At 71.9% G+C, this 13,442-nt stretch carries 7 protein-coding genes and 1 tRNA gene; 4 read left to right on the top strand and 4 right to left on the bottom strand.

Going from position 1 to position 13,442, the window contains the following annotated elements:
* Positions 1-3 precede the first annotated feature (3 nt).
* The 3 genes from EOE48_RS25325 (at position 4) to EOE48_RS25330 (ending at position 4,676) form a co-directional block, all read left to right on the top strand.
* Positions 4-765, top strand: a complete 762-nt coding sequence (locus EOE48_RS25325) for an SDR family NAD(P)-dependent oxidoreductase (protein WP_127733660.1) — start codon at positions 4-6, stop codon at positions 763-765.
* Between the two features lie 804 nt (positions 766-1,569).
* On the top strand, positions 1,570-2,265 hold the full coding sequence (locus EOE48_RS29370) for a hypothetical protein (protein ID WP_187371544.1): 696 nt from the start codon (positions 1,570-1,572) through the stop codon (positions 2,263-2,265).
* Positions 2,262-4,676 (top strand): hypothetical protein, encoded by a 2,415-nt coding sequence (locus EOE48_RS25330; protein WP_187371545.1) that lies wholly within the window; start codon positions 2,262-2,264, stop codon positions 4,674-4,676. Before EOE48_RS29370 ends, EOE48_RS25330 begins: the two co-directional genes overlap by 4 nt.
* Positions 4,677-4,686: 10 nt before the next feature.
* Here EOE48_RS25330 and EOE48_RS25335 read toward each other — a convergent pair whose 3' ends face one another.
* Complete coding sequence (locus tag EOE48_RS25335; RefSeq protein WP_127733661.1) at positions 4,687-5,883, bottom strand: sensor histidine kinase; 1,197 nt, start codon at positions 5,881-5,883, stop codon at positions 4,687-4,689.
* Positions 5,884-6,113: 230 nt separating this feature from the next.
* Between EOE48_RS25335 and EOE48_RS25340 the strand changes: the two genes are divergently transcribed.
* Positions 6,114-8,504: an EAL domain-containing protein gene (locus tag EOE48_RS25340; RefSeq protein ID WP_127733683.1), complete on the top strand. Its 2,391-nt coding sequence runs from the start codon at positions 6,114-6,116 to the stop codon at positions 8,502-8,504.
* Positions 8,505-9,265: 761 nt separating this feature from the next.
* On the opposite strand, the gene EOE48_RS25345 is transcribed toward EOE48_RS25340, so the two are convergent.
* The 3 genes from EOE48_RS25345 to EOE48_RS25355 form a co-directional block, all read right to left on the bottom strand.
* Entirely contained in the window at positions 9,266-11,218 is a 1,953-nt protein-coding gene (locus EOE48_RS25345; RefSeq protein ID WP_187371546.1) for a calcium-binding protein, read from the bottom strand.
* A 605-nt stretch (positions 11,219-11,823) separates the two neighbouring features.
* A tRNA-Glu gene (locus tag EOE48_RS25350) sits at positions 11,824-11,899 on the bottom strand.
* Positions 11,900-12,068: 169 nt separating this feature from the next.
* Positions 12,069-13,112, bottom strand: coding sequence for a glutamine synthetase beta-grasp domain-containing protein (locus tag EOE48_RS25355; RefSeq protein ID WP_127733663.1), 1,044 nt, complete (start codon positions 13,110-13,112; stop codon positions 12,069-12,071).
* Positions 13,113-13,442 lie beyond the last annotated feature (330 nt).

The raw sequence follows: 13,442 nt of genomic DNA on the forward strand, positions 1-13,442 counted from the left end.
GCCATGGATCTCGCCGCCGGCCTCAAGGGCCGCCACGTCCTCGTGACCGGTGCGTCGAGCGGGCTCGGCGACCATTTCGCCCGGCTCTGCGCCGCCGGCGGTGCCGCCGTGACGGTGGCGGCCCGCCGCCGCGACCGCCTCGACGCCCTGGTCGCGGCCCTGCGCGAGGCCGGTGCGCTCCGGGCCCGGGCGGTCTCCCTCGACGTCGCCGATCCGGATTCCGTGGCCGCCGCCTTCGCCGACCTCGACGCGCCCCTCGACGTGGTGGTCAACAATGCCGGCATCGCCGAGAGCGGCGCGGCGATCGACCTGCCGCGCGACAGCTTCGACCGGGTGATCGACACCAACCTGCGCGGCGTCTGGGCGGTCTCGACCGAGGCGGCACGGGCGTGGCGCGACGCCGGCCGCGGCGGCGTCATCGTCAACGTCGCGTCGATCCTCGGCCTGCGGGTCGCCGGCGGCGTCGGCCCCTACACGGTGTCGAAGGCCGCCGTGGTCCAGCTCACCCAGGCGCTCGCCCTCGAATGGGCGCGCTACGGCATCCGGGTCAACGCCCTGGCGCCGGGCTACATCGGCACCGACATCAACCGCGACTTCTTCGAGACCGAGCCCGGCCGGGCGATGCTCAAGCGCATCCCGATGCGCCGCCTCGGCCGGCCGGAGGATCTCGACGGCGCCTTCCTGCTGCTCGCCGGCGACGCCTCGGGCTGGATGACCGGCGCGACCATCCCGGTCGACGGCGGGCATCTCGTGTCGAGCCTCTAAATGGAAACTCGCTGAAAACAACTGGTTTTGCAGTCGAAATTTTGAGCGCGGGATCCCCTCTCCCGAGTGGGAGAGGGGTAGGGGTGAGGGTGGAGACGGTTCCGCAATGTCCCTGAACCGTCGAGCTGCGCGGCTCGACGCTTGTCGCTCAATCCTGAAGCCGAGCCACCCTCACCCCTGTCCCCTCTCCCACTCGGGAGAGGGGGACCCGCGCCAAGAGGAAAACCGTCTTCGATGGCCGCAACGGGTGCAAAAAAACCGCGGCTCCGTTTCATCCGCGAGGGACCGCGAAGCCGGTGTGCAACTGATACGGTTTTCGGACGATCAGTTCCGAAAATCGTCTCGAAGCCCGCGCGGCGAATGAGCGAAGCCGGTTTCCGCATCGCGAGGCGATCAATCAGAAACCGTATGAGACCGACCGCCCAAGATGCTGACGCATCGACTCGATCTCGGGCAGGCCCGAGGTCGACGGGGCCGTTGACCCCTCCCGAATTTTCCGATGCCAAGCCAAGGGCTTGATGAAAATTCGAGAACGGAGCCAAGGGTCTTTTTCAACGACCGTTGGTACGAAAACGTATGGGGCAGGACGGGGCGACCCGCGGCGGAGCCGGACCCGTCCTCGACGGATCCCGGCAACCGTCACCCCGCCCGACCCGCATCGAGGCGTCGAACCCGAAGCCGGGCCGGACTCCGGGCGCGGATGCGCGATCGACGGCCGGCCGCGTCCCTCCGGCGCCCGACCTTAATCCGGCATTAGCCGTGACGCCGCATTCTGCCGGGCCGAAGGATGCGGCGGGACGCGGGATGGGTCGCAGGGGCAAAGGCGCGGGCGGAGCGGTGCTCCTCGTCGCCCTGGCGGGGATCCTCGCCGGTGCGCCCGTTGCCGTGGCCGCCCAGCTCGTCGCCATCGAGGGTCGCGAGCAGCGCAATTTCGGCCGTATCGCGCTCACCTTCGACCGCGGCGTCAAAGTGACGGCGAAGCTGTCCGGGACGGTGCTGGTGCTGTCGTTCCGCGAGCCGGCGCCGGTGCGCGCCGAGCGCCTCGCCGCCGAGATGCCGGCCTATGTCGGGCAGGTGCGGCGCGACCCCGACGGCAGCGGCCTGCGCCTCGCGCTCCAGCAGCCGCTGAAGGTCAACGTGCTGGAGGCCGGCGAGCGGGTGTTCGTCGACCTGCTGCCCGAGACCTGGAGCGGCCTGCCGCCGGGCCTGCCGCCCGATGTCGTCGCCGACCTCGCCCGCCGGGCCGCGGAGGCCGAGGCGCGCCTGCGCCAGGAGGCCCGCCGGGCCGAACGTCCGGTGCCGCTGCGCCCGGAAGTCGCCGAGCTGCGGCCTCCGGCCCGGCCCCTGCCGCGGCGGTTCAGGAGCCGCCCGCGGTGCCGGCGCCGGTCCCGGCCCCCCGGAGCCCTGCCGTCGCCCCGGCCCGCGCTGCCGCGCCGGTTCCGACGCCCGAGCCTCCGGCCCCGGTCGTCCCCGCCTCCGGCCCGGTCCAGGCGCGGGTGACCCGGTCGGGCGACGGGCTGCGGATCGGCTTCCCGTTCGCGGTCCGGCCCCCCGCCGCCCTGTTCGAGCGCGGCGGCGTCGCGACGCTGGCCTTCGAGAGCCCGCTCCTGATCCGTCTCGACGCCGACGCCCTGCCGGGGGGGGCGGCCGCGCGCCTGCTCGATGCCTCGCGGGAGGGCGGCTTCGCGGTGCTGCGCTTCGCGCTCGCCGGCGGCGCCCTGTCCCAGCTCGTCGCCGGGGAGGGCGGGGGCTGGGACCTCGTCCTCGGCGACGGCTCCGCCCCGGGCGCGGTGCCGCTGGTGCCGCGCCGGGCCGCCGACGAGGCCGGCAAGCCCGCCATGGCGGTGCCGCTGCCGCGGCCCGGCGGCGCGTTCTGGCTCGACCGCGACGGCGAGCGGATCGCCGTCGTGACCGCCTTCGGGCCGCGGACCGCCGGCGTCGCCAAACGCGGCCGCTTCGTCGAGTTCGAGATCCTGGCCAGCCGCCAGGGCGTCGCGGTGCTGGCCGGAGCCGACGACCTCGTGGTGCGGCCCGGCCTCGACGAGGTCGCGATCACCCGGCCGGGCGGCCTCGCGGTCTCGCCCGTCGTGGCCGATCCGCTCGATGCCGGTGCGCCGGTCGGTGCCGAGGCGCTGGCCATCGACACCGCGCGCTGGCGCGAGGACCGCCGCGGCCAGGGCCTCGCCCGCATCCACGACGCCGCGGTGGCGGCGGCGACCGCCGAGAGGACGGCCCGGCCGGCGGCGCGGGTCGATCTCGCCCGCGCCCTGATGGCCAACGGCCTCCATGCCGAGGCCGCCGCGGTGCTCGCCACCGCCTTCAAGGACGACCCGATCCTGGCCGCCGACCGCCGCAGCCGGGTGCTGGCGGCGATCGCCGCGGTGCTGCTCGGCCGCGACGCCCGCGCCCTTGACCTCCTCGGCACCGACGCCCGCGCCGGGCAGGACCCGGAGACCCGCCTGTGGCGGGCGATGCTCGACGCCCGCGCCGGGCGCGGCGTCGCCGCCCTCGCGGCGTTCAAGGCCGGCCTGCCGCTGATCGAGAGCTATCCCGACGACCTGCAATCGCCCCTGCTGCTCGCCGGCGCGCGGACCGCCCTGGATGGCCGCGACCCGGCCTTCGCCCAGAAGCTGCTGACGCTGGCCGCGCCGCTCGCCGAGACGCCGCTGGCGCGCGATCAGGTCGCGTTCCTGCGCAACCGCTTCGCCGAGGAGATCGGCCAGGACGAGGCGGCGATGCGGGAGTACCGGCGCCTGTCCGAGGAGGGCGAGCGGCCGGTCGCCGCCGAGGCGGCGCTGCGGCTGGTCGATCTCGGCCTCGCCTCGGGCAAGCTCGGCCGGGACGAGGCGATCGACCGGCTGGAACGCCTCGCCCTGACCTGGCACGGCGCCCCGCTGGAGCCGGCGGCCCTCGGCCGCCTCGGCCGGCTCTACGCCGAGGCGGGGCGCTGGCGCGACGCCTTCGCGGTCGCCCGCAAGGCCAACCGGTTCTATCCCGACGATCCCGCGACCCGCGACCTGCACGAGGCGACGGTCGCGCTGTTTGCCGGGCTGTTCCTCACCGACAGGGGCGCCGGGCTCGGAAAGGTCGAGGCCCTGGCGCTGTACTTCGACTTCAAGGAATTCACCCCGATCGGCCGGCAGGGCGACGAGATCGTCCGCCGCCTCGCCGACCGCCTCGTCGCCCTCGACCTCCTCGACGCCGCCGGCGACCTGCTCCAGCATCAGGTCGACAAGCGCCTCGCCGGCGCCGCCCGGGCGGCGGTGGCGGCGAAGCTCGCGACGGTCCGGCTGATGGACGGCCGCCCGCTCCAGGCGCTGCAGGTGCTCCAGGCGACCCGCCTGCCGGAACTGCCGCCCTCGGTGCGCGACGCCCGGCTGCTGCTGGAGGCCCGCGCCCTGTCCGACCTGTCGCGCACCGACCTCGCCCTCGAAAAACTCGACGGGGTCGACGGCCCGGAGGCCGGGCGGCTGCGCGCCGACGCGCTGTGGGCGGCCCGCCGCTGGCGCGAGGCCGGCGAGGCGCATGAGGCCCTGGTCGCGACCCGCTGGCGCGAGCCGGGGCCGCTGCGCGACGACGAGCGCGCCGACGTGCTGCGGGCGGCGATCGCCTACGCGCTCGGCGAGGAGGCGATCAGCCTCGACCGGCTGCGCACCAAGTTCATGCCGAAGATGGCCGAGAGCGCCGACGCCCGCGCCTTCGCGCTGCTCTCGTCCCCCAACGCCGCCGGCACCGCCGCCTTCCGCGACCTTGCCCGGCGGGCGATCACCGCCGACACCCTGTCGGGCTTCCTCGCCTCCTACCGGGCGCGCTACCCCGAGAGCGCGGCCCCGGCGCGCCCGAATGCGCCCGCCGCCGAGACGCCACCCGCCGCCGAGGCGAGCCGTGGTGCGGGGCCGCAGCCGGGGTGAATGCTCCGCGTCACGCGCCCTTCGCCAGCACCGTCCCGGCCGGCAGGTCGAGGACGAACGTCGCGCCGCGCCCCGCCGGCACCGCGAGGTGGCCGCCGAGCTGGCGGGCGAGGCGGGTGACCACCCGCATGCCGAGGCTCTTCGAGGCGAAGGTCGCGATGTCGAACCCCGCCGGCATGCCGACGCCGTCGTCGGCGACGACGAGCCGCAGGGCGCCGTCCGGGCCCTGCTCGGCCTCGACCCGGACCGGACCGCCCCCGGACGGATAGGCGTACTTGATCGCGTTGGTGACGAGTTCGTTGACGTAGAGCCCGAGCGGGATCGCGGTGTCGGCGGCGAGCGCCGCGTCGGGCACCCGGCAGGTCACCGTGTGGTGCGGCGCGCTCTCGCCGAGGCGTCCGACCAGGGTTCCGAGGAAGTCCGGCAGGCGCACCCGCGTCGCCCCCGGCTCGCGCCAGAGCTGGTCGTGGACCTGCGCCACCGCCTCGACCCGGGTCTGGGCGTCGGCGAGGGCGGCGCGCACGTCGGCGTTCTCGCTCGCCCGCGCCTGGAGGGTCAGCAGCCCGGCGACGATCGACAGGCTGTTCTTGACCCGGTGGCTCATCTCGCGGCTGAGCAGTTCCTGCCTCTCCACCGCCTCCCGCAGCCGCGCCTCGGACCGCTGCCGCTCGATGGCGCCGCCGAGCAGGTTGGCGAAGCCCTGCATGAAGGCGACGTCGCCCTCCTCGAACACCCCCTCGCGGGCGTCGTCGACCTCCAGCACGCCGTAATGGCCGTCGCGGTTGGAGATCAGCACGTTGATCGCCCGGCGCACGCCGTGGTCGGCCATCAGCTTGGGCGTGCGGAACCGGGTCTCGTTCTCGAGGTGGTTCGAGATCACCGGCTGGCCGGTCTTGAGGGCGAAGCCGGCCGGCGAGGCGAGGTCGGCCCCGACCACCGCCCGGCCGATCACGTCCGGCCCCCAGCCGACCCCGGCGCAGACGAGGAGCGTGTCCCGGCCGGGTTTGTATTCGAGCGCCTTGCAGAACTGCGCCTGCATGCCCTCGGCGCACAATTCGGTCGCGCGCTGGAGCAGCGCATGGATCTCCGGCTCGCGCAAGGCCTCGACCCCGAACTGCGACAGGATCATCTGCTGACGCAGGCGCAGGTCGAGCGGCGTGGCCGGCGTCGGCGGCGGCAGGACGGCATCCTCGCGGGGTGAAGGCATGATGGTTGGTCGAGCGGTCCGGCAATGATCGGAAGAGGATAGGCGCCCGATCGCCGGAGACCAGGGCCTCCCGCGCCGCGGATGGCGGCCGGAGCGGGTCGTCCGGCCGAAGCTGGGGGTCGGATCATCGATCGGTTCGGTTGAGGACAATTCAGCTGTACAACCTCATGGTGTGTTCACGATTGTTGCGCCTGATGCACGGGCCCCCGATCCGCGACAGGAACTCCTCGGTGCTGAACGTCCTCGGCTGCTTCGTCGATGCCCACGACCTGCGCCTCGTCGCGCTCGCCGCCGGGGTGTGCGCCCTCGCCTCGGTCACCGCGGTCTGGCTGCTGTGCCACGCCGCGCGCACGCTCGGCCGGACCCGGTACGCCTGGCTCGCCGTGGCGGCGGTGGCGGGGGGATCGGGGATCTGGGCGACGCACTTCATCGCCATGCTGGCCTTCTCGCCCAACATCCCGGCCGCCTACGCGGTCGGCCGCACGGTCCTGTCGCTGGTCCACGCCGTCCTGCTGACCGGGATCGGCCTCCTCGTCGCCCTGTGGCCCGGGCCGCGGGCCCTGCGCGGGCTCGGCGGCGCCATCGCCGGCGGCGGCATCGCGGCGATGCACTATACCGGCATGGCGGCCTTCGAGGTCGCCGGGCACGTCCGCTGGGACGCGGCGCTCGTCGCCGCCTCCATCGCGCTCGGGGCGGCCTTCGGCGCCGCCGCGGTGACGGTCGCCCTGTCGGGCCCGGGCCTGCGGCCCCGCCTGGCCGGCGCGCTGCTGCTGCTCGTCGCGATCTGCGGCCACCACTTCACCGCCATGGGGGCGGTCACGATCGTGCCGGATCCGACGGTCGAGATCCCTGTCGAGGCGATCCCGTCGGAGTGGCTCGCGGTCGCGGTGGCGCTGGCCAGCCTCACGATCCTGCTCCTCGCCTGCGCCGCCCTCGCCCTCGACCTACGCGACCGGCGCCTCTCGACCCAGGAGGGCGAGCGCCTGCGCAGCCTCGCCAACGCCGCCGTCGAGGGGCTGGTGGTGTGCCGTGGCGACCGGATCGTGAGCGCCAACCACAGCTTCGCCGCCCTCGCGGGCTGCACGACCACCGATCTGGCAGGGCTCGCCCTGTCGTCGTTCCTGCCGGGCGACGCGACCCGTCTCGCCCTCGCGGCGCAGCCCGAGCAGCCGGTGGAGGCCGACCTGCGCCGGGCCAGCGGCGAGACCGTCCCGGTCGAGCTGATCCTGCGCCCGGTCGAGTATGCCAACCAGCCGCACTACGCCGTGGCGGTGCGGGACCTGCGGGCGCGCCGGCGGGCCGAGCGGCAGATCCAGTTCCTCGCCCATCACGACCCGCTCACCGGGCTCGCCAACCGCGCGAGCTTTCACGGCCGACTCGACCAGGAGATCCGCCTCGCCGAGGTCGGCGGACGCAAGCTCGCGGTGCTGTGCCTCGATCTCGACCGCTTCAAGGAGGTCAACGACCTGTTCGGCCACGCGGCGGGGGACGCGATGCTCGTCGGCGTCGCCCGGGTCGCCGACGGCCTGCTGGCCGAGGGGCAGATGATGGCCCGGCTCGGCGGCGACGAGTTCGCGATCCTGGCGAGCTTCGAGCACGCGGTCGGGGCCGGGCGCCTCGCCGAGGCGCTGCTCGAGGCGCTGCGGCAGCGCAACCTCGACGCGCCGGGCGGTCCGCTGGTCGCCACCAGCATCGGCATCGCGATCTATCCCGACGATGCCGCCGACCGGACGACGCTGCTCAGCTACGCCGACACCGCGCTCTACCGGGCGAAGTCGGAGGGGCGGGGCACCTACCGGTTCTTCGAGGCGGCGATGGGCGTCGAGGTCCGCGAGCGGCGGATGCTGGAGCACGGCCTGCGCCACGCGATCGCCCGCGGCGAGATGCGGATGGTCTACCAGCCCCAGTGCCATGTGGCGGGCGGCGAGGTGACCGGCTTCGAGGCGCTGCTGCGCTGGCGGCGGCCGGGCCACGGCTCGGTCTCGCCGGCGGTGTTCATCCCGATCGCCGAGGAATCGGGCCTGATCCTGCAGATCGGCGAGTGGGTCCTGCGCGAGGTCTGCCGCGAGGCGGCGGGCTGGCCGCGGGCCCTGGCGGTCGCGGTCAACGTCTCGGCGGTCCAGATCCACCATCCGGGCTTCGTCCAGACCCTGCACGACATCCTGATGGAGACGCGGCTCGACCCGGCCCGGCTCGAGATCGAGCTGACCGAGACGGCGCTGATCCGCGACCCCGAGCGCGCCCTGGCGACGCTCCAGCAGATCAAGCGCCTCGGCGTCGGCATCGCGATGGACGATTTCGGCACCGGCTACTCGTCGCTGTCGAACCTGCGCGCCTTCCCGTTCGACAAGATCAAGATCGACTCGTCGTTCATCCGGTCGGTCGACCGCAACACCCAGACTGCCGCGATCGTCCGCTCGGTCCTCGGCCTCGGGCGCGGCCTCGACCTTCCGGTCCTCGCCGAGGGCGTCGAGACCGAGCAGGAACTGCGGTTCCTCGAAGCCGAGGGCTGCCAGGGCATGCAGGGCTACCTGATCGGGCGTCCGGCCGCGATCACCGAGTTCCACGACCTCACCCACGGCACGCCCGCGGCGAAGCACGGCGCCGTCCGGGCGGCCTAAACGGAAACTGGCTCCAACCGATTGATTTAGCAGTCGAAATTTCTGAGCGCGGGATCCCCCCTCCAGGCGATCCCAGACTTGCCCGGGATCGCTGCAAGAAGTGGGAGAGGGGTAGGGGCGATCGAAGATCGCGCAGGGTGCTCGGTTCCAGAATCAGGCACCAGCGGTTGAGCTGCGCAGCTCGACGCTGGTCGTTCATCTCGGAACCCGAGCCGCCCTCACGCGGGCCACAGGCCCGTGCGGGATCTTCGATCCCCCGGCTCCTCTCCCACTCGGGCTAGCGGATTCACACTTCTCCTTTGAAAGCTAACCCGTTGGAAGTTAACGCGCTTCCCCTCCCCAGGCGATCTCGGGCCTGCCCGAGATCGCTGCAAGTTGTGGGGAGGGGCCAGGGGTGGGGGTGGTGCCGGACAACCCTGACCGGTGCCTCCTGCACCACCCCCACCTCCACCTCCTCCCCACAAGGGGGAGGAGAGGCGCACGACCTTCCAGGGTGAGAACATTCAGAGCGAGTTATGTGCATGTTTTAGCCCACTCGGGAGAGAGGAGGCGCGCCACACCGCAAACCGCCTTCCACCGGGGCAGCGGGTGCAGACGAACACCGGTCCGTTTCATCCGCAAGGGACCGCAAAGCCGGTGAGCAACTGATACGGAATCCGCATCGCGAAGCGATGGCACGGCGATCGCCACGATCCCGCGGGGACCGCCCGACGCAATCGATCGGATTTCGCATGACCGATCGGCGCATCCGGCCCGCGGGCTCAGGCGACGACGATGTCGTCCGCCCCGAGCCGCGGGGCCCCGTCGAGGAGGGCGAACCGGACCGCGGTCCGGTTGCCGCTGCCGTCGGGATCGTAGGAGAGGATGCCGGTCAGGCCATCGTAGAGAATGCGGTCGCCGGCGTCGACCGCGCCGAGGGAGGTGTCCTTGAACGCCTCGGGGGCGAGCGGTCCCGCCGGGAGGGCGCGGAACACATGCTGGCCCAGGAGGATGCGGTCGTCGTCGCCCGGCCGGGTGCCGAAATCGGCGATGCGGTCGACCACGCCCGGAACGAGGCCGTTGACGAACATGAAGGTGTCGTCGCCGGCGAGACCGGTGAGGATGTCGGCTCCGCCGCCGCCGTTCAGCACGTCGTTCCCGACCGTGCCCGAAACGGTATTGTTGAACTCGTTGCCGGTGAGCTTCAGGCCCGAGGCGACGTAGGCATAGGCCGTGAGGCGCTCGATCTCCTGGCCGACCTGCAGCTTGTAGCTCACCGCGGTGCGCACCTGATCGATGCCGCCGCCGGCCGCCTCGACCACCACGTCGGTCGGACGGTCGACCTCGTAGACGTCGTTGCCGGCTCCGCCGACGAGGGTGTCGAGCCCCGTTCCGCCGACGAGGGTGTCGTTGCCGTCGCCCCCTTCGAGGAGGTCGCGTCCGGCTCCGCCGCTGAGGCGGTTGGCGCTCCGGTTGCCGGTGAGCCGGTTGTCGAGGGCGTTGCCGATCAGATCGAACGCATCGGTCCCGGCCACGACGCCGTTCTCGATGGCGGCGCCCAGGGTGTAGGCCGTGAAGAACCGGATCTCGTCGGCGACCTCGCTGATGTCGCGCCCGACCACGACGGTGTCGGTGCCGCCGCCCTGCGCCTCGACCACCTCGTCGTAGGAGAACCCGGTGCCGCCCCAGGCCGGCTGGGACGTGCCGTCGAGGATGTAGATGTCGTCGCCGGGGCCGCCGATCAGCGTGTCGAGGCCTGGGCCGCCGATCAGCCTGTCGTCGCCGAGGCCGCCGAACAGGGTGTCGGAGCCGCCGTCGCCGCGCAGCTCGTCGTTCCACACGGTTCCCTGAAGCCGGTCGTCGGCGTCGCCGGCCTGCGCGAGCGACAGGTTGTCGGAGGTGAGCCGGTAGACCGTGACCGAACCGGGCCTGGAGACCGGCCCGTCGTAGTCGGCCCGATGCTCCGAGATCCGGTTGCCGATGTTGTCGACGACCTGGATCTGCCCGGCCGCGTCGAGGCCGGAGGTGACCGTGAAGGTGTGGCCGCCCGAGCCGTTCGCCCATTCCAGGCGCACGATGTCGCCCGGTTGCAGCAGCGCCTGCCAGTTCTGGAGCGCGGCGTCCGAGCCCCGATGCGCCACGCGCCAGTAGCCTCCGGCCTGATTCCGGGCGGGGTTGAAGGCGTAGGACAGGGTCGGGAGGCTGGCGCCGGCCGCGGACGCGATGGCGTTGGCGATGTAATGGCAATCGTTGACGTTCGCGACGCCGTCGTATCTGGCGGCGAGGGCCCGGGCGGCCGAAACGATCTCGCCGGGCGAGACCGTGCCGTCGAGGGCCGCGGCACCGGCGAGGCCGGCGGGCACGGTCTGGAGCGTCAGGACCTGGTAGGCGTCCGTCGGCGCCTCCGCGGTCCGGACCGCGATGCGGACGTTGGCGTAGATGAGGTTGCCGGCTCGCAGGGTGATGCGGTCGAGATCGTCGGCCGCGACGACGGTCTCGGTGTCGGCATCGAGGGGCAGGCCGTCGCGGAGAAGCTGCGTGACCGAGGCATCGTCGGATTTCCAGTATCCGAAACTGTCGTAGTCGGCGCCGGACCTGTAGCTGAGCGTGACAGCATTCCAGCGCCCGACAGCCTCGGCACCGTAGGCCCGTTCAAGCAGGACGCGCAGGCTCACCGTCTCACCCGGATCGGCGAACAGGGGGACCGGCATCCCGGCCTCGGTGTACCAGCTCATGATGCAGCTCCGGCGTGGCGTTCTTGCTTGTGTGGCGACGCACGCGCGCGGGCCGCGTGCAGTTCCTCCGAGCATAACCTAGCACTTGTCACGGATTTGCATCGTCCCGAAGCCTGATTGATCACAGGAATCAGACGGGCTCCGGTCGATGGCTCGCCGACTGCGCTGCAGTCCCTGTCTCGATGCAGAGGCCGGCTTCGCCCAGACGCCGCGCGGGCTGGTGATGCGCGTTCCGGAACGACTCGTCCGAAAAGCGTATCATACGATTTCCGATTGATCGCTTCGCGATGCGGAAATCGGTTTCGCTCATGCGCCGCGCGGGCTGGTGATACGATTTTCGGAGCTGATCGTCCGAAAACCGTATCACTGACGGCCGCATGCCCACCGACCGGGGCACGGCACCGACCTGCCTCGCGGCCGGCCGCGCAGGACCGGGCCGCGCCTCCGGCGGCGCGGGGCGGGTCGGATCCGGCGCTCCGCCGTCGAACGATCCGCGAGGAAGGGGAGGTTGCTCGCCGCGCGGCGTCGCGCGTCCAGGGACCGGAAGCAGTCCTGAAGCCGCCTGCGGGGATCGGCGTCCTATGTCTGTGAGCAGCGATGCCCGCTGGCGCGCCCTACGGGACTCGAACCCGTGTTTTCGCCGTGAAAGGGCGACGTCCTAGACCGCTAGACGAAGGGCGCTCGGTGCGGCGAGGGGAGCTATAGTGGGGTTCGGGGCCGGCGGCAACCGCCTTTCGCCGGTGCGCAAGCGGCCTGGGGACGATCGCGGGCGCAGACGCAAGAACGCCATCCGGCCGGGGAGGCCAGATGGCGCGGAAGGGGGCGCGGGTCGTTCGACGCCGCGCGGTCGTCAGGCCGCGGCCGAGACCTTCGACTCGCCGGTCGGGACCGACGCGATGGTCTTCAGGATCTGCGAGGCGATCTGGTAGGGGTCGCCCATCGAGTTCGGGCGGCGGTCCTCCAGGTAGCCCCGGTAGCCGTTGTTGACGAAGCTGTGCGGCACGCGGATCGAGGCGCCGCGGTCGGCCACGCCGTAGCTGAAGGTGTGGATCGAGGCGGTCTCGTGCTTGCCGGTCAGCCGCATGTGGTTGTCCGGGCCATAGACGGCGATGTGGTCCGCGCGGGCATCCGCGAACGCCTTCATCAGCGCCTCGAAATACTCCTTGCCGCCGGTCTCGCGCAGGTAGGCGGTCGAGAAGTTGGCGTGCATGCCCGACCCGTTCCAGTCGGTGTCGCCGAGCGGCTTGCAGTGGTACTCGACGTCGATGCCGTACTTCTCGGTCAGGCGCTGCAGCAGGTAGCGCGCCATCCAGATCTCGTCGGCCGCCTTCTTGGAGCCCTTGCCGAAGATCTGGAACTCCCACTGGCCCTTCGCCACCTCGGCGTTGATGCCCTCGTGGTTGATGCCGGCGGCGAGGCAGATGTCGAGATGCTCCTCGACGATCTGGCGCGCGACGCTGCCGACGTTCGTGTAGCCGACGCCGGTGTAGTACGGGCCCTGGGGCGCCGGATAGCCGCTCTCGGGGAAGCCGAGCGGACGGCCGTCCTTGTAGAAGAAGTATTCCTGCTCGAAGCCGAACCACGCACCCTCGTCGTCCAGGATGGTGGCGCGCTTGTTCGACGGGTGCGGGGTCTTGCCGTCCGGCATCATGACTTCGCACATCACCAGCACGCCGTTGGTGCGCACCGGGTCGGGGAAGTGGCGGACCGGCTTGAGCACGCAGTCGGAGCTCGACCCCTCGGCCTGCTTGGTCGAGCTGCCGTCGAAGCCCCACAGCGGGAGCTGCTCGAGCGTCGGGAAGCTGTCGAACTCCTTGATCTGCGTCTTGCCGCGGAGATTCGGGGTCGGCTGATAGCCGTCCAGCCAGATGTATTCGAGCTTGTACTTCGTCATAGTGCGTCTTTCACCATCTCACGATGTGAAACGTGGTCCAAATCGAACTTCCACGCGGCTGCGTAGGGCAGCACACCCAAAGCAGGGAACATGCCAGAGGCCGGCGCGTTGACCGGCCCGTTCGCGCGCCATGGACGAGCCCGCCGCCGGTCCCGCCGCCGGCGGTCAGGCTCGGGGCGAAAGCCTATCAAAAAGGCATCATGGCGATGATCGTGCCCAATCGGTCAGCATGACGCCGGATCCGGCGCCGCAATTGGGGCAGAACTCGCCCGGTTGCGTTGCCGTTGACCTGCAACCTTGATGCTGTTCGTTTTGGCAAGTGCTTATATG

Origin of the sequence: Methylobacterium oryzihabitans (assembly GCF_004004555.2) — a bacterium.
Classification (GTDB): domain Bacteria; phylum Pseudomonadota; class Alphaproteobacteria; order Rhizobiales; family Beijerinckiaceae; genus Methylobacterium; species Methylobacterium oryzihabitans.

Excerpts from the sequence above, each read along its gene's own strand:
- EOE48_RS25325 (WP_127733660.1), top strand. The coding sequence starts at position 4 with ATGGATCTCGCCGCCGGCCTCAAGGGCCGCCACGTCCTCGTGACCGGT.
- EOE48_RS29370 (WP_187371544.1), top strand. The coding sequence starts at position 1,570 with ATGGGTCGCAGGGGCAAAGGCGCGGGCGGAGCGGTGCTCCTCGTCGCC.
- EOE48_RS25335 (WP_127733661.1), bottom strand. The coding sequence starts at position 5,883 with ATGCCTTCACCCCGCGAGGATGCCGTCCTGCCGCCGCCGACGCCGGCC.
- EOE48_RS25345 (WP_187371546.1), bottom strand. The coding sequence starts at position 11,218 with ATGAGCTGGTACACCGAGGCCGGGATGCCGGTCCCCCTGTTCGCCGAT.
- EOE48_RS25355 (WP_127733663.1), bottom strand. The coding sequence starts at position 13,112 with ATGACGAAGTACAAGCTCGAATACATCTGGCTGGACGGCTATCAGCCG.